The sequence below is a fragment of the Micromonospora sp. NPDC002296 genome, assembly GCF_040296145.1.
In the GTDB taxonomy this organism is placed as follows: Bacteria; Actinomycetota; Actinomycetes; order Mycobacteriales; family Micromonosporaceae; genus Micromonospora.
Genome location: NZ_JBEOWQ010000029.1, coordinates 48,034 through 71,174, shown reverse-complemented (window position 1 = coordinate 71,174; position 23,141 = coordinate 48,034). Strand labels below are relative to the sequence as shown.

Annotated in this window: 15 protein-coding genes; 6 read left to right on the top strand and 9 right to left on the bottom strand. The window is 70.9% G+C overall.

All coding sequences use genetic code 11. The annotated features are described in order from the left end of the window. Positions 1 to 103: 103 nt before the first annotated feature. The 8 genes from ABT023_RS21150 to ABT023_RS21115 all read right to left on the bottom strand — a co-directional run bounded on the left by ABT023_RS21150 (position 104) and on the right by ABT023_RS21115 (position 14,964). Positions 104 to 1,390 carry a multidrug effflux MFS transporter gene (locus ABT023_RS21150; protein ID WP_350888097.1) on the bottom strand — a complete coding sequence of 429 codons (1,287 nt, stop codon included), beginning with the start codon at positions 1,388 to 1,390 and terminating at the stop codon, positions 104 to 106. A 212-nt stretch (positions 1,391 to 1,602) separates the two neighbouring features. Beyond that, positions 1,603 to 5,253 carry a discoidin domain-containing protein gene (locus tag ABT023_RS21145; RefSeq protein WP_350888096.1) on the bottom strand — a complete coding sequence of 1,217 codons (3,651 nt, stop codon included), beginning with the start codon at positions 5,251 to 5,253 and terminating at the stop codon, positions 1,603 to 1,605. 126 nt (positions 5,254 to 5,379) lie between these two features. Continuing rightward, positions 5,380 to 8,274, bottom strand: coding sequence for a galactose-binding domain-containing protein (locus tag ABT023_RS21140; RefSeq protein WP_350888095.1), 2,895 nt, complete (start codon positions 8,272 to 8,274; stop codon positions 5,380 to 5,382). Between the two features lie 20 nt (positions 8,275 to 8,294). Continuing rightward, the gene (locus tag ABT023_RS21135; RefSeq protein ID WP_350888094.1) at positions 8,295 to 9,983 is read right to left on the bottom strand and encodes a glycoside hydrolase family 13 protein; all 1,689 of its coding nucleotides are present in this window, start codon (positions 9,981 to 9,983) and stop codon (positions 8,295 to 8,297) included. 167 nt (positions 9,984 to 10,150) lie between these two features. Beyond that, on the bottom strand, positions 10,151 to 11,038 hold the full coding sequence (locus ABT023_RS21130) for a carbohydrate ABC transporter permease (RefSeq protein WP_350888093.1): 888 nt from the start codon (positions 11,036 to 11,038) through the stop codon (positions 10,151 to 10,153). Between the two features lie 14 nt (positions 11,039 to 11,052). Beyond that, the gene (locus ABT023_RS21125) at positions 11,053 to 12,009 is read right to left on the bottom strand and encodes a carbohydrate ABC transporter permease (protein WP_350888092.1); all 957 of its coding nucleotides are present in this window, start codon (positions 12,007 to 12,009) and stop codon (positions 11,053 to 11,055) included. Between the two features lie 81 nt (positions 12,010 to 12,090). Beyond that, positions 12,091 to 13,470 (bottom strand): ABC transporter substrate-binding protein, encoded by a 1,380-nt coding sequence (locus ABT023_RS21120; protein ID WP_350888091.1) that lies wholly within the window; start codon positions 13,468 to 13,470, stop codon positions 12,091 to 12,093. A gap of 492 nt (positions 13,471 to 13,962) precedes the next feature. After that, on the bottom strand, positions 13,963 to 14,964 hold the full coding sequence (locus ABT023_RS21115; protein ID WP_350888090.1) for a LacI family DNA-binding transcriptional regulator: 1,002 nt from the start codon (positions 14,962 to 14,964) through the stop codon (positions 13,963 to 13,965). A gap of 435 nt (positions 14,965 to 15,399) precedes the next feature. Here ABT023_RS21115 and ABT023_RS21110 point away from each other — a divergent pair, with 435 nt between their 5' ends. Both ABT023_RS21110 and ABT023_RS21105 read left to right on the top strand, forming a co-directional pair. Then, a complete protein-coding gene (locus tag ABT023_RS21110) occupies positions 15,400 to 16,467 on the top strand; it encodes an N-acetylmuramoyl-L-alanine amidase (RefSeq protein WP_350888089.1) in 1,068 nt (355 codons plus the stop codon). A gap of 625 nt (positions 16,468 to 17,092) precedes the next feature. Continuing rightward, positions 17,093 to 18,445 (top strand): phytase, encoded by a 1,353-nt coding sequence (locus ABT023_RS21105; protein WP_350888088.1) that lies wholly within the window; start codon positions 17,093 to 17,095, stop codon positions 18,443 to 18,445. A gap of 56 nt (positions 18,446 to 18,501) precedes the next feature. Here the strand turns inward: ABT023_RS21105 and ABT023_RS21100 are convergent, their stop codons facing one another. Beyond that, entirely contained in the window at positions 18,502 to 19,242 is a 741-nt protein-coding gene (locus ABT023_RS21100; RefSeq protein ID WP_350888087.1) for a GntR family transcriptional regulator, read from the bottom strand. A gap of 170 nt (positions 19,243 to 19,412) precedes the next feature. Here ABT023_RS21100 and ABT023_RS21095 point away from each other — a divergent pair, with 170 nt between their 5' ends. The 4 genes from ABT023_RS21095 to ABT023_RS21080 are packed head-to-tail and all read left to right on the top strand — an operon-like array spanning position 19,413 to position 23,134. After that, a complete protein-coding gene (locus ABT023_RS21095; protein WP_350888086.1) occupies positions 19,413 to 20,456 on the top strand; it encodes a Gfo/Idh/MocA family protein in 1,044 nt (347 codons plus the stop codon). Beyond that, positions 20,453 to 21,322, top strand: coding sequence for a TIM barrel protein (locus ABT023_RS21090; protein ID WP_350888085.1), 870 nt, complete (start codon positions 20,453 to 20,455; stop codon positions 21,320 to 21,322). The genes ABT023_RS21095 and ABT023_RS21090 overlap by 4 nt, the downstream gene beginning before the upstream one ends. Beyond that, a complete protein-coding gene (gene iolC, locus ABT023_RS21085; protein WP_350888084.1) occupies positions 21,319 to 22,272 on the top strand; it encodes a 5-dehydro-2-deoxygluconokinase in 954 nt (317 codons plus the stop codon). Before ABT023_RS21090 ends, iolC begins: the two co-directional genes overlap by 4 nt. Then, a complete protein-coding gene (locus ABT023_RS21080) occupies positions 22,265 to 23,134 on the top strand; it encodes a Cgl0159 family (beta/alpha)8-fold protein (protein WP_350888083.1) in 870 nt (289 codons plus the stop codon). The genes iolC and ABT023_RS21080 overlap by 8 nt, the downstream gene beginning before the upstream one ends. Positions 23,135 to 23,141: the final 7 nt, after the last annotated feature.

Here is a 23,141-nt window from a genome sequence, read left to right as displayed (position 1 = left end):
CGGGACGTGGGCCGGCCAACCAGCCGTGCCGCTGGCGTACGCCGCACTGCGCTGACCGCGGCGGCGTCGGGTACTCCCCCGGCCGGCGCGCGGCCCCGACGGCTCAGTGTGCCGCCACGACCACCCCGTCCGGCTCCAGCTCGGCGAGCCGGGCCGGGCGCACCACCAGCAGCAGCACCACCGTCGCCGCCACCATGCCGCCGGCGACGACCACGGCCATCGCCACCGCGCCGGTGCCCAGCGCGCCCACCAGGGGCGCGGCCAGCGCGCCGACGCCGAACTGCACCGCGCCGAGCAGCGCCGAGGCGGTGCCGGCCGCCTCGCCGTGCCGGGACAGGGCCAGGGCCGGCGCGTTCGGCATCGCCAGGCCCGCCGCCGCCAGCACCACCCACAGCGACGCCAGCAGGCTCGGCAGCCCGCCGAACCCGGTCGCGGCGAAGGCGAGCATCGCCAGCCCGGCCACGGTCCCCACGGCCAGGGCGACCACGAGAATCCGCTGCGGCGAGTAGCGGCGCAGCAGTCGTACGTTGCCCTGGGTCGCCGCGATCAGGCCGACCGCGCCCGCGCCGAAGGCCAGCCCGAACTGTTGCTCGTTCAGCCCGTACTGCTCCTGCAGGACGAACGACGACCCGGCCACGTACGCGAACAGGGCCGCCATGGCCAGCCCGGCGACCAGGACCAGGCCGACGAACGTGCGGTCCCGCAGCAGCGAGCCGTACACCCGAGCCGTCGCGCCCACCCCGCCGCGCCGGCGCCGTTCCGCCGGCAGCGTCTCGCGCAGGCCGAGCGCGGCGACCACGACGAGCAGCACACCGAAGGCGGCCAGGGCGACGAACACGCCGCGCCAGTCCGTCCAGCGCAGCAGCCCGCTGCCGAGGGTCGGCGCGAGGATCGGCGCCGCGCCCATGACCAGCAGCAGCCGGGACAGCAGCCGGGCGAACTCCGTGCCGTCGAACAGGTCGCGGACCACGGCCATCGCGACCACCGACGCGGCGGCGACACCGAGCCCCTGCACCACCCGCAACGCGCCGAGGACCGCGATGTTCGGCGCGACGACGCAGAGCAACGAGGCCACGACGTGCAGCGCGATGCCGGCGATCAGGGGCTTGCGCCGCCCGACGGCGTCGGACAGCGGGCCGATCACCAGTTGGCCGAGGGCGAGGCCGGCCAGCGTGCCGGTGAGGGTCATCTGCACCGCCGCCGACGTGGTGCCGAAGTCGGTGACGAGCGCGGGCAGTGCGGGCAGGTACATGTCGATGGTCAGCGGGCCCACCGCGATCAGCGAGCCGAGGACGAGGACGAGTCGCAGGCGCTGCCGCCGGCTCATCAGGTCGCCCGGCATCCGGGGTGCCGCCGGTGCCCGGGAGACGTCGAGACCGGCGGCGGTCACCGGGACGGCTCCGACCGGTGGGCGCAACGCCGGGCGGAGATCGGTTCAGAAGTCACACCTGGCTGCAAACCCGGATCCGCCGAGCTGATTCCCCCCGCCGCCCCGGAGGTGACAGGGGTCACCGCCGGTGACGATCGGCGCCGGTTCCGGGAACCGTACGTGACCGGGCGCCGCCGGAGGGTCGTACCCGGCGGCGCCCGGCGCTGGTGGGGTCAGTTCCGGTTGATGGTGAAGGTGGACGTGGTGTTCCTGACGTCCTGGGCGTTGTTGCTCATCCGCAGGTTGTTGAAGGTGACCGAGCCGACGGCCGGGCCCTGGCCCGCCTCCGGCATCTCGTTCGCCCAGATCCCGAAGCCGGACTTGGCGTCGAACGCGTCACCGCTCTTGCGGGCTCCGCTGATCGAGATGTTGGTGAAGATCGTGTCCTTGACCGGGAACTGCGGCTGACCGCCGACGTAGTTGGTCTGGAACATGATGCCGCTGTAGGTCGGGTCGACGATGTCGACGTCGCTGACCCGGATGCCCTGGAACACCTTCGAGGCGGAGAAGACCCAGATCGCCGGGAAGGTCTGCCCGCCCCAGAAGTGCCCACCGGCCCGCACGATCGAGATGTTCTCGAACCTGGTGGGCGGGTCGGCCCCGAATCCGTTCATCGGGTATCCGAAGTCGAGCGAGCTGATCGTGATGCCCGAGTAGACCAGGGTGTCCGCGATGTAGATGTTGCGGAACGTGTTGGCGTAGCCGCCGTAGACGGCAACCCCGGCGGCCCGCCAGGTCAGGGTGGAGGTCAGGTTCTCGTAGATGTTGTCCCGCATGTCGGCGCCGCCCGCGTCGATCGCCGAGAAGAGCGCGAAGCTGTCGTCGCCGGTCGCCCGGGCGTCGTTGTTGCTGACCAGGTTGTTGGTGCTCCCGTTGGTCATGTTGATGCCGTCGGCGAACATGTTCCGGATCCGGGAGTTCTTGATGGTCATGTAGTCGGTGTTCGCGCCCCAGTAGAGGCACACCATGTGCTCGTTCCAGATGTTGTCGATCACGATGTTCGACACGTTGGAGAAGTCGAACACCTTGCCCGGGCCGTCGATCCGCGAGGTGTAGTTGCCGAAGTAGGCGAAGTTCGCGAAGGACGAGCCGGCCGCCGAGTTCTCGGCGCGGAAGCCGATGTCGGTGTTGTCCTGGCCCGACGGGGCGTTGAAGCGGGTGTACCAGGGGCCGGCACCGGTCACCTTGACCGCCTTGCCGTACACCTGGAACTTCGACGCGGTCGAGTAGTTGCCGGCGGGCAGGTAGACCCCGACCAGGTTGCCGGTGGTGTCCATCCGCACCCGGTCCAGGGCGTTCTGCACGTCGGAGTGGGTGAAGCCGGCCGGCGTCGTGTACTTCGCCGGGTCCGGGTTGGCGATCGGCGCGACCTGCTCGGTGTTGACGAAGTCGATCGCGTACGTGGTGGTGTTCGCCGGGTCCTTCTGGAGCCGGATCCTGCTGCCGGCCGGCACCGTCGAGTTGAGCATGACGTTGGCCTCGTCGTAGATGTGCCGCGGTCCGCCCGCGCCCGGGGAGTTGCCCGGGCCGGCCTCGGCCCCGTAGAGCCAGGCGTACCGGGAGGTCAGGTCGATGGCCTTGTGGAAGGTGCCGTTGACGTAGACGTTCAGCGTGGAGTTGATCCCGCCGCCGCCCGGGGCGTCCGGGATGGAGAAGCGGGTGACCAGGGTGTTGGTGCTGCCCCTGGTGGTCCACTCGACGTAGCTGCCGGTGGTGTTGAGGGTGACCGCCCGCCGCCCGGACGCCTCGCCGGCCGGGTCGCCGATGTCCCGGTTCGGCCCGACCACGGCCGCGCCGCCGCCGACCACGCCGTCCTCGGCCTCGTACATGTCGTACGGCATGTTGGCGCCCCGCCCGACGAACAGTGGCCGGTCGCTGGTGTTGTTCTGCTGCTTGACCGGCAGTTCGTTGGCGTCGACGGCGAGCACCACCCGCACGGTGTACCTGCCGCTCGCGGCGGTCCAGGTGCCCAGGTTGACCGGGCCGACGGTCGCCCCGGCGTTGATCACGCCGGAGTACGAGCCGGTCAGGGTGCGGACCACGGCTCCGGCGCCGTTGAGCACGGTCAGCGTGATGCCGTGCGCCCCGCCCGCCGAGGCGACGGTGCCCGCGTTGCGCAGGGCGACGGAGAAGGCGACGGCGTTGCCCGCGGACGGGTTGCCGGGCGTCCAGTCGACCGACTGGGCGACCAGGTCCGAGCTGGCGACCGGGCTGACCACCAGCGGGGACGGGCTGGTGTAGCTGTTGTTCGTCTCGTCCTGCTCGATGACGGCGTCGGCCTCGTCGACCTTGGCGCTCAGCGGGTAGCTGCCCGCCGCGCGGGCCCCGATGTTCGCCGTGACGGTGGTCGAGGCGCCGGCCGCGAGGGTGCCGACGGAGGCGGTGCCGACCCGTACGCCGCCCAGGTAGAGGTTGACGTTGGTCGCGGCGGAGGCCAGCGTCCCGGCGTTGCGGACGGTGGCGGACACGGTGACGGCGTCGGTCTCGGTGGGGTTGGCCGGGCTGGCCGACAGGCCGGTGACGGTCAGGTCCGGGTTGGCGGCCGGCGTGCCGATGACCTGGAACTCGGCCACCTGCCCGCCCGGGGCCCCGGAGTTGGCGGTGAAGTTCAGCCGCACGTCGGCGGCGGTGGCGGAGACCGGGATGGTCACCGTGTTGCCCGACGCCGGGTTGAACGGGTAGCCGGCCGGGCCGACCAGGCTGGTGAACGCCGAGGCGCTCTGCTCCCGGCCGAGCACCTGCACCGTCTGGGTGCGGGGGCCCCACGCGGAGTCCGGATTCAGCCTCAGCACCACCGAGCTGACGGCGGCGTTCGCCCCGAGCTGCACGGTCAGGGTGCCCGGCTGGCCGTTGCTCTCCCAGTACGTCGCCGCGTTGTTGTCGTTGGCGTTGGTCGCGACGAACGTGTGCACGTACGACGAGGCGGTGATCGGCTTGCCGACGGCGAGGTTGGTGCCGCCGGTGCCGCTGCCGGTGCGGGTCACCGTGTTGCTGTTCGCCGACTGGTTGCCGGCGGCGTCGCGCGCCCGCACGTGGTACGAGACGGTGGCGCCGGCGGGCTGGTTGTCGGTGTAGGTCAGCGCGTTGCCGGCGACGCTGCCGCGCAACGCGTTGTTGGCGTAGACGTCGTAGCCGGTCACCCCCACGTTGTCGGTGGAGGCGGCCCAGGTCAGTCTGATCTGCCCGCCGGCCGGCTGGGTGTAGGCCAGGTTGGCGGGCGCGCTCGGCGCCTGGGTGTCCCCGGCCGCCGGCCCGTACAGCTCGAACTCGGAGACCTGGCCGGCGGGCCAGCCGGTGTTGGCGGTGAGGTTGAGCCGGACGTACCGGCTGCTGGCGGCGGCGAACGTGATGGTCACCGTGTTGCCGGTGGCCGGGTCGAAGGTGTACCCGGCGGACGCCTTCAGGGCGGTGAAGGACGAGCCGTTCGTACTGCCCTGCACGGACAGCGTCTGGGTGCGGGTCTGCCAGGCGGCGGCCGGCGGCAGCCTCAGCACCAGCCGGTCCACCGTGACGGTGGCGCCGAGGTCGGCCTGGAGCCACTGCGGGAAGGCGTTGTTGGCGCTCTCCCAGTAGGTGTCCGGGTTGCCGTCGTTGGCGTTGCCCGGGCCGTAGTTCTGGCTGACGCTGCTGGCGGTCATGGTGGCGGAGATCCCGGCGAGGGCCGCCGCGGTCGCGGGCGCCGGTGCGGTGCCACCACGGGACCCGGCCGGGGCGGCCGACGCGGCGGGCGGGGCGGGGACACCGGAGACCAGCAGTCCGGTGGCCAGCAGGCCGGCGGTCAGCCACCGGCTGGGGGTACGTCGTCTCGTGCTGTTTCCGGGCATGGCGGAGCTGCACCTTCTCTCGGGGGTGGTGGTGCCCGCCGCCGGCCGGGGTGTGCCGCGGCGGGGTGGGGCTGCCGGGCCGGCCGGGTCGCGCAGACGCACCGACCGGCCCGGAGACTGGCGCCGTCAGGCGGCGTGGACCTCGAACTCGGAGAGCTGCCCGGCCGGCCAGGCGGTGTTGCCGGTGACGGTCACCCGCACGTACCGCCGGGAGGCGGCGGGGAAGGTGACGGTCACGGTGTTGCCGCTCGCCGGGTTGAACGCGTAGCCGGCGGAGGGCTTGAGTGTGGTGTACGACGAACCGTCGGTCGAACCGAGCACCGCGACCGTCTGGGTACGGGTCTGCCACGCGGTCGCCGGGGGCAGCCTCAGCACCACCCGGGACACCGACCGGGCTGCACCCAGGTCGACGGTCAGCGACTGCGGGAAGGCGTTGTTGGCGCTCTCCCAGTACGTGTTGGCATTGCCGTCGACGGCGTTGCCGCCGCCGTACACGTCGGCGTGGCTGGTCTCGCTGACCGGACGCCCCAGCGCCAGGTTCCCGGCGGGCGGTGGCGTGGTGGGCGGGGTCGTGGTGGGCGGCGGGGTGGTGGGCGGGGGCGTGCCGCCGTACACCTCAAACTCGGATAGCTGGCCCGCCGGCCACCCGGTGTTGCCGGTGAAGGTCAGCCGCAGGAACCGCCGGCTGCCCGCCGGCAGGCCGATCGACACGGCGTTGCCGGCCGCCGGGTCGAACGTGTACCCGGCCGAGGAGACGAGGGGCGAGTACGCCGAGCCGTCCGTCGAGCCGGCCACCGCGAGGGTCTGGGCCCGGGCCTCCCAACCGGCCGGCAGCTTCAGCACGACCCGGTCGGTGTTCACCGCCGCGCCGAGGTCGACCGTGAGCGTCTGCGGGAACGCGCCGTTGGCGCTCTCCCAGTAGCTGGCCGGGTTGCCGTCGACGGCGTTGCCCGCCACGTAGTTCTGCGACGCGCTCGACGCGGTCACCGGCCGGCCCTGGGCCAGGTTCCCGCCGGTGGGCGGCGACGTGGTCGGCGGCGGCGTGGTGGGCGGGGTGGTGGTTGGCGGTGGGGTGGTGGGCGGGGTGGTCGGGGTGCCGGTGGGCGGGGTGGTCGGGCCGTTGCCCCACTGCGGCGTGGGCCACGGCCCGCAGTACGGGGCGGCGGTGTACCAGCCGGAGTTGCCGGCGCCCTGGCTGATCTGGAAGCCGCCGCCCACGCAGTTGTGCATCGGGTTGCTCTGCGCGATCCCGGTGGCCCGCACGTTCGTGAACGACACCTGGCTGGGCGCCTGCACCTGGAGCGCGTACGTCCCGGCGCCGTCGATCCGGACGTTGTTGAGGTTGATCCCGCTGCTCTGCCCCTCGATCCAGTGCAGCGCCGCGTAGGAGCTGTCCAGGATGTCGGTGTCGGTGACGTTGACCGTCGCGCCCTGGATCGCCTCGTTGAGCGCGGAGAACCAGATCGCGCCGACGCCGAAGTTCCAGTTGTAGTCGGAGTTGCCGTTGCGGATCAGGGTGTTGCGGGCGATCGTCCAGGTGCCCTTGACCGCCGTCGCGCCCTGCACCCCGGGGTAGCGGTTCGCGACGTGGATGCCGCCGCCGTTGGTCACCGAGTCGGCGGTCACGTTGTCGGTGATCCTGATGTCCCGGCCGCCGTAGCTGACCAGGTGGTTCGCCAGGACGGTGACGCCGATCGTGTTGCGGGTGAAGGAGTTGTTCACGTTCGGCACGCTCTGCGCCCACATCGCGAGGGCGTCGTCGCCGGTGTTGCGGACGAACGTGTTGGTCACCGTCGAGTTGGTGACCCCCCAGTGGAAGTTCACCCCGTCCGCGGTCTGGTCGAGGATCCGGCTGTTGCGGATGGTGAAGTTGTCCATCGGGCCGTCCATCCAGGCCCCGACCTTGGTGTGCTGCATCCAGACGTTGTCGACCACCGAGTCGGTCATCGCGCCGCCCATGGCGTTGACCTGGTCGTCGTCGACCCGCTCCCGGATGTCCCCGATGATCGCGAAGTCGCGCAGGGTGACGTTGCGGCTGGGGCCGCCGGCCTCGTGCGGCCGGATCTCCCCGGTGTACCCACCGCCGGAAACGTACTTGCCGTAGATGCCGGCCGCGCGCTTGCGGTCGGTGGGGTGCCGGCCGCCGAGCACCGAGTGCCACGGACCCGCGCCGCGCAGGGTCACCCCGTCGACGACGACGTGGTCCCAGAGGGTGAAGGTGCCGGCGGGAATCCAGACCGCCCTGCCCTGGGCCCTGCCGGCGTCGACCGCCGCCTGGAACTTCGCCGTCGAGTCGGTGGCCCCGCTCGCGTCCGCGCCGAAGTCGGTCACCACGTCGAGGACGCCGGCGGGCTTGGCGATCGGTGCGCCGACCAGCTCGAAGTCGGCCAGGTCGATGGTGAAGGTCGGCGACGAGGCGGTCGAGGAGACCTGCAGTCGGATCTTCGTGCCCGCGGGGTACGTGGTCCCGAACATCGCCCGGGACTCGTCGTAGAAGTGGTGCGGGTTGGTGTCGCCCGGGTTGTTGTTGAACGGGTACCCGCCGTAGTACCAGCCGTACCGGGAGGTCACCGGGACCGCCTTGACCAGGGAGCCGTTGGCCCGCAGGTCGATGCTGGCGTCCCGGCCGGTGCCGGCGGCGTTGTCGGGCAGGCTGTAGCGGAAGGTCACCGCGTTGGCCGGGGCGGTGAGGGTGAACTCGACGTACTCGCCGACCGCGTCGAGGGTGACCGCCTCCCGGCCGGACGCCTCGGACGGCAGTTGGCCGTAGTAGCGGGTCGGGCCGATCCTCGTGCCGGTGTGCGCCACCTTCTCCGCCTCGTGCTCGACGAACGGGACGGTGGCGCCACGGCCGACGATGTCGAACGGGGACAGCCCGGCGGCGCGGGCCGGGGTCGCGGTGGACAACGAGACGACCGAGACGGCGGTCGCCACGAGCGCGGCGCCGGCGAACGCGGCCAGCACGGCGCGGACGGGTCTTCCGGTGGGTGCAACGGTGGTGCCGGTGGTGTGGTGGGCCATGCGGGTGGCTCTCCGTTTCGTCAGCAGGCCAGGTCCCCCGTGCAAGGGCGGTTCGCTGCGGTTGGTCCTCCTTCCGGTCGGGCGGGCGGCGTGTCGGCGGTGCGCAGCCAGACGGCGGTGTCGGGCGGGAGGAGGTCGCCCTCCAGCGGCCCGCTGGCCAGCAGCCGCGTCTCGTGCGCGGGCAGCGGCACCGGGGCCACGCCCAGGTTCACCAGGCAGACGAAGCCGGTCCCCCGGGCGAAGGCGAGCACCCCGTCGGGCGAGCCGAGCCAGCGCATCTGCCCGTCACCGAGGTTCGGTTCGGCCCGCCGGACACCGATCGCCGCCCGGTACAGCTCCAGCATCGAGTGCGGGTCGCCGGTCTGCGCCCGGACCGTGCGGTCCTTCCACTCGGCGGGCTGGGGCAGCCACGGCACCCCGGCCGCGCCGTCGGGGCTGAACGCGAACGGCGGCGCGTCGCCGGCCCAGGGCAGCGGCACCCGGCAGCCGTCCCGGCCGTGCCCCGAACGCGCCCACATCGGATCCTGGCGCAGCTCGACCGGGATGTCCTCGACCTCCCACAGGCCCAGCTCCTCGCCCTGGTAGACGTAGACCGCGCCGGGCAGGGCCAGGCTGAGCAGCGCCGCCGCGCGGGCGCGGACGGTGCCCAGCTCCAGGTCGGTGGGGACGCCCTCGCGCTTGTTGGCGAAGCTGAACGTGGTGTCGTCCCGGCCGTACCGGGTCACGTGCCGGGTCACGTCGTGGTTGGAGAGCACCCAGGTGGCGGGGGCGCCGACCGGGGCGTGCGCGGCGAGCGTGTCGTCGACGCACCGGCGCAGCGCCGCCGCGTCCCAGGCGCAGCCGAGGAAGTCGAAGTTGAACGCCGAGTGCAGCTCGTCGGGTCGCAGGTAGTTGGCGAACCGCTCCCGGTCCGGCAGCCACACCTCGCCGATCAGCGCCCGGTCGCCCGGGTACCCGTCGGCGATCCGCCGCCAGCCGCGGTAGATGTCGTGCACCGCGTCGAGGTCGACGAAGGGGCTCGGGGCGCCGTCGGTCACCTCGGGCAGCGCCGGGTCCTTGACCAGCAGGGCGGCCGAGTCGATCCGGATGCCGTCCACCCCCCGGTCGAACCAGAACCGCAGGATGTCCTCGAACTCGGCGCGCACGCGCGGGTGGTCCCAGTTGAGGTCGGGCTGCTCGGGGGCGAACAGGTGCAGGTACCAGTCACCGGGGGTGCCGTCCGGGTTGGTGGTGCGGGTCCAGGTGTCCCCGCCGAACTGGGACACCCAGTCGGTGGGCCGCTGGTCGCCGCCGGGGCCCCGGCCGGGGCGGAACCAGAACAACTCCCGCTCGGGGGCGTCCGGGCCGCCGGCCAGCGCCGCCTGGAACCAGGGGTGCGCGTCGGAGCAGTGGTTGGGCACCACGTCGACGATGATCCGGATGCCCCGCTCGTGCGCCTCGGCGATCAGCGCCTCGGCCTCGGCGAGGCTGCCGAACGTCGGGTCGATGTCCCGGTAGTCGGCGACGTCGTAGCCGGCGTCGGCCATCGGCGACGGGTACCAGGGGCTGAACCAGATGGCGTCGATGCCGAGCGCGGACAGGTGATCCAGCCGGGACCGGATGCCGGCGATGTCGCCGATGCCGTCGCCGTTGCCGTCGGCGAAGCTACGCGGATACACCTGGTAGATCACCGCTCCACGCCACCACGGACAGTTGTCTGCTGTGGGCACGGGCACCTGCTTTCTGCGTCGGTACGTCGGCGGATCCGCCGGACCTGGATGTGTGTCGGGCGAACGGTCGTTGGTCGCCGCGGGAGGTAGCGCTGGTGGTGGGGCGGCGCGCCGGACCTTCATCGAGCCCGTCCGAAGGCTGCGATGCTGGGCGTCCGCGCCTCGGGCTATCCCTTGAGGCTGCCTGTGGTCAGGCCGGACATGATGTTCCGCTGGAAGATCAGAAAGACGACGACGGTCGGGATCGCGGCGATGACCGACGCGGCGATCACGACGTTCATGGGCGTGCCGCCCGAGAAGGCGTAGATGCCGACGCTGACCGTCCGGGTCTCGGGCGACGGCATGACCAGCTTCGGCCAGAGGAAGTCCTTCCAGACCGCCGTCACGGCGAAGATCGAGACCACGCCGAGGATGGGGCGCGACATCGGCAGGATGATCGACCACAGCGTGCGCAGCGGCGTCGCCCCGTCCACGAGGGCCGCCGCCATCAGCTCCTCCGGGATCGAGTCGAAGAACCGTTTCAGCAGGAAGATGTTGAACGCGTTCGCGACGGCGGGCAGCCAGATCGCGAACGGCGAGTCGAGCAGGTTGATGTGCAGGATCGGCAGATCGATCACGGTCACGTACTGCGGAACGATGAGGACCATCGCCGGAATCATCAGCGTCGCCAACATCAGGCCGAGGATCACGTTGCCGAACGCCGGTCGAAGCTTGGACAGGGCGTACGCCGCGGCGGTGTCGAGGACGAGTTGGAACAGCAGCGCGCCGGCCGCGTAGTAGAACGTGTTGAACAGCAGCTTGGCGAGGTCGAGGTTGTTCCACGCGTCGGCGTAGTTCTGGAGTTGGGGATTTTTCGGGAACAGCGACGGCGGGGTCTGCGCGATCTCCTGGCCGGACTTGAGCGCGCCGGTGACCATCCAGTAGAGCGGCCCGAGGAAGACGAGCGTGAAGCCCACGACGACGACGGTGAGCAGCGTCCAGTAGATGATCCTGCCGCGTCCCCGCCTGAGCTGGGCATGGGAGACGAGGGTCCGGGTCCCTGAGTCCTGTGCCATTTCCGCACCCCGTCCTAGTCCTGTTTCGTGCTCAGCCGCACGTAGACGGCGGAGAAGCCGGCCAGCACCACGAGCATGATCACGCCGAGCGCCGCGGCGCCGTTGAGGTCGTTCTGGAAGAACCCGTGCTGGTAGATGAGGTACGCCACCGAGGTGGCGGAGTCCTCCGCGCCCGTACCGTTCGCGAGGATCAGCGGCTCGATGAAGAACTGCATCGTGGCGACGATCTGCATCATCGCCAGGAGCCCGAGGATCAGCCGGGTCTGCGGGATCGTGACGTTGCGGATCCGCCGCCAGATCCCGGCGCCGTCGAGCTCGGCCGCCTCGTAGAGTTCGCCGGGGATGTTCTGCAGTGCCGCCAGGTAGATCAGTACCGCGCCGCCCATGTTCATCCAGGTCGACGCGAGCACCATCGCCGGCATCGTCATCTCCGAGGACTGCATCCACTGCGAGGTGGGCAGGTGCAGCGCCTTGAGGATCGAGTTGAACAGGCCCGCGTCGCCGGGGTCGTACGCGTAGAACTTGAACAGGAAGAGCGCCGAGGCCGGCGGCAGCATCACCGGCAGGTAGACCAGGATCCGCAGGTATCCCCTGGCGTGGCGGAACTCGTTGAGCAGGATCGCCACGAAGAACGGCACCGCGTATCCGAGCACGAGCGCGAGAAGCGTGAAGTAGAACGTGTTCTTCCAGGCCGTCCAGAAGCTGGGGTCGGCGATGATGCGGTCGTAGTTGTCCCAGCCGACCCAGGTCGTGGTGCCGCGCCGGGTGCGCTGGAAGCTCATGACGACGCCACGGATCATCGGGTACCAGGAGAAGAACGCGAAGCAGGCCACGGCGCCGAGCAGGAACGCGTGCCCGGTGAGGCTGTCCCGTACCTTGCGGCGGAGGCTCGCCCGCCGCGGCCCTGCCGGGTCCGACGAGGCGGGGCGTCCCGGTTCCCTCCTGGTCCCCGGGACGGTGGTGATCGCCAAGGCAACTCCTGCGTGATTCGGTGACCGGACGGTGCGGCGCGGAGGGTGTGGGGGCCGGGGGCCGGCCCCCACACCGTCGGATCAGCCCTCGGCGGCGAGGAGCTTGTTGACCTTGTCCTCGGCCGTGGAGAGAAGTGCGTCGATGTTCGCGTTCGGGTTGGTCAGCACACCGGACATCGCGGCGTCGAGCACCGCGTAGATCGCCTGCGCGTTGCGTGGCTCACCCTTGATCGGCACCGGGTTCGCCTCGAAGATCGCGAAGTTCGCGGTGTCGAGGTTCGCGTTCGCCTTACGCAGTTCGAGCTCCTGCTTCTGCGCGTCGCTGCCGCCCGCGAAGAGCAGCGGCTGAGGCAGGCCAACCGGGTAGTTCTGCGGCTTGGCCCGGACGTAGTCGAACTGACCCTTGCCCGGCGTCAGCTTCTGGTACGCGATCCACTTCAGACCGGCCCTGACCTGCTCGGGGGATTGGCCCTTCTTGAAGAAGTAGCCCTCGCCACCACCGAGCGTCCCCTTCGCCTTACCGTCCTGGCCGGGCAGCGGGGCCATCGCCCAGTCCTGGAACTTGCCCTGGAACTGGCTGACGATCGCCTGGGTGGCGTCCGGCGCGCCGATGAACATGCCGACCTTGCCCGCGCCGGCGTTGGTCAGCAGGTCGCCCCACTGCAACAGTTGGCGGGCGCCCATGCTGTTGTCGCCGTACCGCATGTCCTTGAGATTCCGCAGGACCTGCTTGCCCATGGCGTTGTTGAAGTCGGCCTTCTTGCCGTCCGGGGTCAGCACCTGCCCGCCCTGCGAGTAGAGCAGGGAGGTGAAGTGCCAGCCTCCGGTGTTGCCGGCGCTGTACTCCGCGTAGCCGGCGATGCCGTTGCCCAGCGCGGAGATCTTCTTGGCGGCGGCCCGGACCTCGCCCCACGTCTTGGGCGGGTTGTTCGCGTCGAGCCCCGCCTGCTGGAACAGGGCCTTGTTGTAGACCAGGCCCATCGAGTAGTTCTTCACCGGGACGGCGTAGAGCTTGCCGCCGTCGCTGAAGACCTCCTTGAGTGCGGGGTCGACGCTGTCCCAGGTCGGGACCGTGTCCTTGTTGGCGAACTCGGTGATGTCCATCGCCTGACCGGAGTCGAGCACCTGCTGGAGATCGGTCATGTACCCGTAGAACACGTCGGTCACGGTGCCGCCGGCGAGGCGGGCGGTGAAGTCCGGCGGGTTGTTGCACTGCTCGCCGACGCTGACGCTCTTGACGACGATGTCGGGGTTCTGCCGCTGGAACTCGGCGACGTCGTCGTTCCAGTTCTTCAACAGCTCTTTCTGGGAGCCGACCGGCTGGCAGTCGACGGTGATGGTCACCTTGCCGCTCGCTTCGTTCGCCGCGTCGTCGCTCTTCGTGGAGCAGGCCGCGAGGCTGAGCCCCAGGCCGGCCACGAGCGCCAACGCCGCCGCCTTCCGGTACTGCGGTACGGACATCTGTCCATCCCTTCGGGAACGGGTGTCTCCATGAGCTCGCTGAGCTGCGGTGACCGGCACCGCGGCCCTGCTGCTGATCTGTATCGGCCATGCGACCTGCCCTGTGGCCGTGTCGGCCGGGGCCAGGCTGTGAGTGGAGTCACTGTAGCGAGACGGACTCATTTCGGCAAGGTTTCGATCAGCGCATGAAAGTACGCGACTTTTGCGCGGCAGATATGGACCAGCCTCCGACGCCAACCCGAGTTGCGGGCTTTCGCGCCTTTTACGCTGATGGCTGGCTGGACCGCGCCGGACGGCCGAGCGGGCCGGCGCCGTTCGTGGCCGGCAACGACGAAACGGCCGCCGACCACGAGAGGTGGTCGACGGCCGGAGCGTCGTTCAGCAGCGCGGGAGGCGGTCGACGGCCGGAGGGCCGATCAGTGCCCGGCGCGACAGGTCAGCGGCGGAAACGGTGGCCGGCGGGCGGCCTGTGGCGGGGCGGCGGAGCCCGGGTCAGCGGCCGGGGGCGGGCGCGGTGGAACCGCGTACCACAAGTTCGGGCTCGAACAGCAGCTCGTCGCGCAGGACGCCGGCGCCGTCGATCTGGGTGACCAGCAGGTTCACGGCGGCCTGGCCCATCGTCTCGATCGGCTGCCGCACGGTGGTCAGCGGCGGGTCGGTGCAGGTCATGAACGCCGAGTCGTCGAAGCCGACCACCGACACGTCGCCGGGCACAGACAGCCCGAGCCGGCGCACCGCGCGGATCGTGCCCAGCGCCAGGACGTCGCTGGCGCAGATGACGCCGGTGACGCCCCGGTCGACCAGCTTCGCGGCGGCGACCCGGGCCCCCTCCATCGAGAAGCTCGACCGCTCCACGAGCTCGCCCGGCTCCCGCCAGCCGGCGATCCGGGCCAACGCGGTTAGCTTGCGCCGCGACGGAACGTGGTCCTCCGGGCCCAGCACGAGGCCGATCCGCTCGTGGCCGAGCGACCGCAGGTGCCCGTACGCCTGCTCCACCGCGACCGCGTCGTCCGTGGAGACACGGGGGAAGTCCAGCGCGTCGACGCCCGCGTTCACCAGCACGACCGGCAGCCCCCGGTCGGTCAGCCGGCGGTAGTGGTCGTGCGAGGCGCCGGCGAGCGCGTACGACCCGCCGGCGAAGATGATGCCGGACACCTGGTGGTCGAGCAGCATCTCGACGTAGTCCGACTCGGGCACGCCGCCGATGGTCCGGGCGCACAGCGCCGGGGTGTAGCCGCGCTGGGCCAGCGTCCCGGTGACCACCTCGGCGAGCGCCGGGAAGATCGGGTTCTGCAACTCGGGCAGCACGAGCCCGACCAGTCGGGCCCGCTCCCCCCGCAGCTTGGTGGGCCGTTCGTAGCCGAGCACGTCCAGCGCGGTGAGCACGGCGGTGCGGGTGGACTCGGAGACGCCACCGCGGCCGTTGAGCACCCGGCTGACCGTCGCCTCGCTGACGCCCGCCTTCCGGGCCACCTCGGTCAGTCGCTTCGTCACACCGCAATACTACGTCACGCTGATGCAAAAACTAAGCAGCGCGGTGACGCAAAAAGTCATCCACCTGACGAGAATCGACCGACATGCATCCGTCGTCGGCTACCTCGGACGCCCCGGCGGTCGTCACTCGAGTTGCAGGGCCAGTGCGCCGTCACGCAGGACGCGCCCCGGGCCCCGCCGCCTCGGACCCTCCGGCGTGTAGGAATTTTCCAAGATCAAGATAATTTCATGTAAACATTCTTCACGTAGGCATCGATGCTCGTTACGATCTCGCCAGGAACGTCTTCTGGATCGCGCCAGGCGGACGCACACCCCGAACCGCAGGTGACGGCGGCGATGGGTGCGCGGGGACGCCGGTCGGGGCCGAGTACATCGTCGGCCGTGACGCGTTGTCCAGCCCGCCACCCCACCCCACTCCGTAGTCGAGAGGCGTCAATGTCCAGTTTTGGTAACTCCGCCGTGCGACGCCGCACCCTTCTCGCCACCGCTGCGGGCGTACTGGCCGCACCCCTGCTCGCCGGCCGCGCGCAGGCCGCCCTTCCCCGCGTCTACATCGACCCGGGCCACGGCGGCACCGACTCCGGCGCGGTCGGCAACGGCCTGCAGGAGAAGAACCTCACCCTCGCCATCTCGCTCCAGGTGCGCGACATCCTGCTGGCCAACTACAGCGTCGACGTGCGGATGTCCCGCACGAGCGACCTCACCCTCAGCCTCGCCTCCCGCACGGACGACGCCAACGCCTGGGGCGCGAACATCTTCGTGAGCATCCACATCAACTCCGGCGGCGGCACCGGTTTCGAGAGCTACCGCTATCCCACCGGGGGTTCGGGGGCCCTCAGCCTGCACAACGCCCTCCACCCGCGGATCATCGCCGGCATGCGGTCGATCGGATCGGTGACCGACCGGGGGCAGAAGACCGCCAACTTCCACGTTCTTCGCGAGACCACCATGCCGGCGGTCCTGACCGAGAACCTGTTCATCGACTCGGTCGCCGACACGAACCTGCTCAAGCGCGCCGACTTCATCACCGCCGTCGCGCGCGCGCACGCCCAGGGCATCGCCGCCCACCTGGGCCTGGCCACCACGCCGCCGTCGTTCAGCACCATCGTGGACAACGCCACCGCGGGCCGCTTCACCGCGAGCGCCAACTGGTCCTCCTCGGCCTACTCGGCGCAGCGCTACGGCACCGAGTACCGCTTCGCCAACCCGGTGCTCGAAAGTGACGCGGCCTGGTTCAAGGTGAACATCCCGGCGGCCGGCAACCACCGGATCGATGTGTGGTATCCGGCCGACGCCGGCTACAACAGCTCGGCGCCGCACGTCGTGGTCACCGCCGCGGGCAACCAGACGGTGAACGTGGACCAGCGCACCGGCGGCGGGGCGTGGCGTTCGATCGGCACCTTCAACCTTGCCGCCGGCGACCGCAATCTGGTCGGCGTGAGCCGCTGGACCAACGCCGCCGGATACGTGATCGCCGACGCGGTGCGGGTCACCCGGGTCTGAGCTGCTGGTCGGCCTCCCTGACGACCGGACCGGCGGGCACGAGCCCGCTGGTCCGGTCGTTCGGGTTTTCCGGGCAGACCGTCTTTCTCCGAATTCGACCGACGCCAGCGCCGACTCCCGAGCCTCCAACGGAGAGAGCCTGCGGTCGGCTGGAATCGCGGCACCGGGGACCGGATCGGCGGGCAAGATCGTGCTCGATCCCGGAAGGTGTGGCATCCCACCCGGGACGAGGCCACCCGCTCCCTGATCGAGCACGATCTTGTTCCCCGGTCCGGCGCGATCGTGTGCGCTCGTACGGACCCTGTGACCACGCCAGGGCCCGCGCAGGGGCGAGCCTGAGCGCCCGGAACGGGCCGCCCCCGGCGGATCCCACCCCGCTCCCACCCCGCCGAGCCGGCAGCGCCGAGCCGGGCCGGGGTGGGCCGATTTCCGCCCCGGGCCCAGGAAATCCCACCCGGCGACCGTCGATCCATCGTGGTTTCACCAGCGTGCGGGGCGGATGGGCTGGCTCCCACCGGCCTCATGCACGCCAATATGTCGTGACTATTGTTTGTAAGGACATACTGTTGTAACGTCCGTCCTCGCAAGGTTCTCCCCCATCCCCGTCCCACGTCCGGGAGGCACAATGCGCTTCAAACCCGACCGTCGTCTGCTGACGGCGGCCTCGTTCTGCCTGACAGCGGTGGTTGTCGTGGCGTCGACCTCGACGCCGGCCGCCGCCATGGCAGTCCCGACCGTCAAGGCGGAAGTCGAGACGCCCACGCTGTTCGACGACACCGCAGGCGGCAACGCCAATGCCGACGATCCTGCGATCTGGGTGCATCCGACCAACTCGGCCAAGAGCCTGGTGGTGGGGACCGCCAAGGAAGGCGGCCTGCGGGTCTACAACCTGTCCGGTGGGCTGGTGCAGAGCATCGCGGCACCGGCAGCTCCGGGGCCGGACGACGAGCCCGGCCGATTCAACAACGTGGACCTGCTGTACGGGGTCCGGGTCGGTGGCGCCACCGTCGACCTCGCCGTGACGACCGACCGTGGCCGTGACACGCTGCGGGTCTACCGGATCAACCCGGCCGGTGGCAGCACGGCGCTCACCGATGTGACGAGCGCGGCGGCTCCGCTGGTGTTCTCCGCGAACGCGGGAGAGGTCAACGACGGGCGCACGGCCTACGGGCTGGCGACGTGGAAGGACCGCGCGACCGGGCGCAACTACGCGCTGGTGAGCCAACGGCACGAGACCAGCGTGGCGCTTCTGGAGCTCACCGTCACCCCGGCCGGGACCGTCACCTACCACAAGGTTCGCAGCCTCACCCTGCCGCAGAGCTTCGCGCTGCCCAACGGCAGCACCTGGACGCCGTGCGACGACCCTGGCGACCTGCCGCAGGTCGAGGGCATGGTGGTCGACGCCACCAGCGGTGTGCTCTACGCCGGTCAGGAGGACGTCGGTATCTGGAAGGTGTCGGCAACCCTGACCGGGACCCCGGTCCTGATGGACAAGGTGAAGGAGTTCGGCCTCCCGCTCGCCTACGACCCGGTGACCGAGGAGTGCTACCAGGCCGGCCCCGATCCCGGCTACGGTGGCACGCACATCACGGCCGACGTCGAGGGCCTGACCATCTACTACCGGGCCAACGGCAAGGGCTACCTGTTGGCGTCGAGTCAGGGCGACAACAGCTTCGTGGTGTACCAGCGCTCCGGCGCCAACACCTTCCTCGGCTCGTTCCGGGTCGGGCCGCACTCCGACCCCACCCACCCGGACGGCTCGGAAGAGTGCGACGGGGCGATGGTGATGAACGTGCCGCTCGGTGACCAGTTCGACGAGGGTCTGTTCGTCGTCCAGGACGGCTTCGACGGCCCTGAGGTGCTCGACGGCAATGGCGAGCCGCGCACCACGACGAACTTCAAGTTCGTCGAGTGGGACGACATCGCCGATGATCTCGATCTGGCTGTCGACCCGACAGGCTGGACTCCCCGAGGCTGAACACACCGTCGCCCGGTCCCGCGTCGCGGGGCCGGGCGACGGCGCGTGCGTCACGATCAGCGCTCGACGAGTGCGATCTCGAAGGTGTACAGCGTCGCCCGATAGACGTGCGAGCCGTATTCGACGGCACGGCCGTTGTCGTCGTACGTCGTGCGGGTCATCGTCAGCAGTGGTGCGCCACGCCGTTCGTGCAGCAGCTTCGCCTCCGCGAGGGTCGCGGCGCGCGCGCCGATGCGCTGGTTGGCGACCCGCATGTGGATGGCGGCGGCGCGCAGCATCTCGTAGAGGCCACGCTGCTCCAGCCGTTCGACGGTGAGGTCGGTCAGCCCGTCCGGCAGCCAGTTGTGCATGATCGCCAGGGGTTCGCCCTGCGCGCACCGCAGCCGCTGCAGGTGCACCACCTCGGTACCCGGTGGGACTCGCAGGGCGAAGGCAACGTCGTCCTCGGCCGGAACACGAGCCATCTTGAGCACGGTGGTGGTGGGTCGCTTGCTGGCCATCGCCAGGTCGTCGTAGAGACTCGACAGCTCCACCGACCGCTTCACCATGCTGTGCACCACCTGCGTGCCGACCCCACGCTTGCGCACCAGCAGCCCTTTGTCGACGAGGTGCTGGATGGCCTGCCGCAATGTCGGGCGGGACAAACCCATCTGATCGGCCAGCTGGATCTCGTTGTCCAGCCGGTGGCCGGCGGGCAGGGTGCCGGCGTCGATCATCGCCTCAATCTGCTGGGCGACCTGGAAGTACAACGGGACCGGACTCGTCCGGTCGAGCGTGATCGACAGGGAAGTGGTCAATGGTTCCTCACGCTTCGTCGCAGACTCTGGCTTGACACCAACAAGTTAGCAGACATCAGAATGTCCTGACAAAGTCTTGACTTCGGTGTGTGACGGGGACTACGAATCATGGCATGCATCGTGCTGGCGCCTGCCGCCACCGATGTTCGACACGTGGGAGGTATTCGTTCATGCGCATTGGACTGCTCGGCGTCGGACGCATCGGTGCGACACACGCCCGGTTGCTCGCGAGTCACCCCGAGGTGACCGAGCTCGTGCTCGGCGACGTCATGCCCGAGCGCGCTCGTGACGTGGCCGAGCGCCTTGGCGTACGCGCTGCCGGTCCGATCGACGAGGTGTTCGCCACGCCCCTCGACGGGATCGTCGTCGCCACGCCCACGGCCACGCACGCCGACCTGATCGAGCGCGGGGTCGACGCCGGGCTGACCGTGTTCTGCGAGAAGCCGGTCGCGGCCGATCTGGCCCGGACGATCGAGGTCGCCCAGCGGGTGGCGGCGGCCGACGGCCGGGTACAGGTGGGGTTCCAGCGCCGCTTCGACGCGGGTTACCGAGCGGCCAGGGAGGCGCTGCGCAGCGGCGCGGTCGGCACCCTGCACCGCCTGCATCTGCTCACCGCCGATCCGGCGCCTCCGCCGGCCGAGTACATCCCCCTGTCCGGCGGGATCTTCCGCGACTGCCACATCCACGACTTCGACATCGCCCGCTGGCTGACCGGCCAGGAGGTCGTCGAGGTCTACGCCACCGGCGCGAACCGGGGTGCCAGCTTCTTCGCCGAGGCGAACGACGTCGACACCTCCGTGGCCATTCTGACGTTCGCCGACGGCACCCTGGCGACCCTGCAGGGCTCGCGGTACAACGGCGGCGGTTACGACGTACGGGCCGAACTCGCCGGCACCGAGTCGACCTTCGTCGTCGGTCTCGACGACCGGGCGCCGCTGCGCTCGGCCGAACCGGGCGTCAGCTATCCCAGCGGTGAGCCGTGGCCGGACTTCTGGCAGCGCTTCGGCGCGTCCTACATCGCGGAGATGAACGCGTTCCTCGACTATGTGGCCGGGCGGCGTAGCAGCGCGTGCACGGTTGCCGAGGCGCTCGAGGCGCTCTACATCGCCGAGGCCGCCGACCGCTCGCGGCGTGAGCGCCGGCCCGTGCGGGTCGAGGAGATCCGCGCCAGCGGCTCCGCGAACGGGCTCGAGCGCTCGGCGGTGCTGGCATGACGCGGCGACTGGCGGGCGCGCCCATCTCCTGGGGCGTGTGTGAGGTGCCCGGCTGGGGCCACCAGCTGGACGTGGACCGGGTGTTGGCGGAGATGGCGGCCCTCGGGTTGACGGCCAGCGAGTTCGGCCCGGACGGGTTCCTGCCCGCAGACGGCGCGGCCCGCCAGGAGGCGCTGCGACGGCACGGGCTACGGGCCGTCGGTGGATTCCTGCCGGTGGTGCTGCACGGATCGACCCAGGATCCGGTGTCAGAGGTCGCCGCCGCCCTGCGGCAGTTCCGGGCGGCGGACGCCGGTGTCCTCGTCCTCGCCGCGGCGACCGGCCTCGACGGATACGACTCCCGCCCGGAGCTCGACGCCGACGGCTGGCGGACCCTGCTGTCGAACCTTGACCTGCTGGATCGGGTGGCCGCCGACGCCGGCGTGACCGCCACGCTGCACCCGCACGTGGGCACCATGATCGAGAAACCGGAGGAGATCGAGCGGCTGCTCGACGGCTCCGGCATCGGGCTCTGCCTGGACACCGGCCATGTGCTGGCCGGCGGCGGCGATCCGGTGCGGCTGGCCGGCCAGGCCGCGGAGCGGGTGAAACACGTGCACCTCAAGGACGTCGACGCGGGGCAGGCCCAGCGGGTCCGCGCCGGCGCGGTGAGCTACCGCGACGCGGTCGCGCAGGGCCTCTACCGCCCGCTCGGCCAGGGTGACGTGGACGTCGCCGCCATCGTCGCCTCGCTGGAGGAGGCCGCCTACGCCGGCTGGTACGTACTGGAGCAGGACCTCGTCCTGGACCGGGAACCGCCGGCCGGGGCCGGACCGGTCACCGAGGTCGCCGCCTGCCTGGCCTATCTGCGGGGGCTGCCGTCGTGACCGACTTCGACCTCATCACCGTCGGTAGGTGCGGCGTCGACCTCTACCCGCTGCGGTCCGGTGTCCCGCTGGCCGAGGTGGACACCTTCGGTCGGTTCCTCGGCGGGTCGCCGACCAACGTAGCGGTCGCCGCCGCCCGACTGGGACGGCACGCCGCGGTGGTGACGCGCACCGGAGACGACCCGTTCGGCGATTTCGTGCGGGCCGCGCTCAAGGAATACGGGGTAGACGACCGGTTCGTCCGGTCGGTGCCGCTCCTCAAAACGCCGCTCACCTTCTGTGAGATCTTCCCGCCGGACAACTTCCCGCTGTACTTCTACCGCGAACCCAAGGCTCCCGACCTGGAGATCGCCGCGCAGGAGTTGGACCTGGACGCGCTCGGCGCGGCGCGGATCGTCTGGCTCACCGGCACCGGCCTGTGTGCCGAGCCCAGCCGCGCCGCGCTGCACGCGGTGCTCGCCCATCGCCGCGGACCGACCGTGCTGGACCTGGACTATCGGCCGATGTTCTGGTCCTCGGCCGCGGAGGCCACCGGGCACTACCGGGCCGCGCTCGCCAGCGGGGCGGTGAGCGTAGCCGTCGGCAACCGTGAGGAGTGCGCCGTGGCCACCGGTGAAGACGATCCGGAGCGGGCCGCGCAGGCGCTGCTCGACTTCGGTGTCGCCCTGGCCGTGGTGAAGCTCGGACCGGAGGGAGTGCTCGGCCGCACGGCCGACGGCCAGCGGGTACGGGTGCCACCCACTCCGGTCGAGGTGGTCAACGGCCTGGGCGCCGGCGACGCGTTCGGCGGCGCGCTCTGCCACGGCATGCTCGCCGGCTGGCCGCTGCGTCACACCCTGCGGTACGCCAGCACGGCGGGCGCCATCGTCGCCTCCCGGCTGGCCTGCTCCGCTGCCATGCCCACCGCCGACGAGGTGTCGGCCCTGCTCGGGGAGAATCCGGATGTCTGATGCCAGTGCCCAGATCGGTGACCTGGTCCGGCGCCGCGCCAGCCGGCCCGCGGTGGTCGCGGAGTCCGCACAGGCCCGGCGGCGGCTGTCCGGCTGGGGCGACCAGCGACTCATGATCATCGCCGCGGACCACCCGGCTCGCGGCACGATCGGGGTCCGGGACCGGGCCAACGCGATGGCCAGCCGGGCCGACCTGCTCGACCGGCTCTGCGTAGCGCTTGCCCGCCCCGGCGTGCACGGGGTGCTCGCCACCGCCGACATCGTCGAGGACCTCATGCTCCTCGGCGTCCTGCACGACAAGCTCGTCATCGGATCGATGAACCGCGGCGGCATCACCGGCTCGGCGTTCGAGCTGGACGACCGGTTCACCGGCTACGACGCCGAGACGATCGCCGCGATGAACTTCGACGGCGGCAAGATGCTGTGCCGCATCGACCTCGATGACCCCGGCACGGTCAACACCCTGGAGGCGTGCGGCCGTGCGGTGACGGCGCTGGCCGGGCGCGGCCTGATGGCGATGGTCGAGCCGCTGCCGGTGAGCCGGGTCGACGGCCGGACGCAGCTCGACCAGCGCCCCGAGGCGCTCATCCGGGCGATCAGCATCGGCCAGGCGCTCGGCGCGACCTCGGCGTACACCTGGTTGAAGATCCCGGTCGTCGAGGAGATGGACCGGGTCCTCGATGCCACCACGCTGCCCGTGCTGCTGCTCGGCGGTGAGGCGCCGCCCGAACAGGCCTACGCCGGTTGGCAGAAGGCGCTGGAACTGCCCGGCGTGCGCGGACTGGTGGCCGGACGAGCGCTGCTCTACCCGGCCGACGACGATGTGGCGGCCGCCGTCGACGCGGCCACCGCCCTGCTGTGAAGGCGGT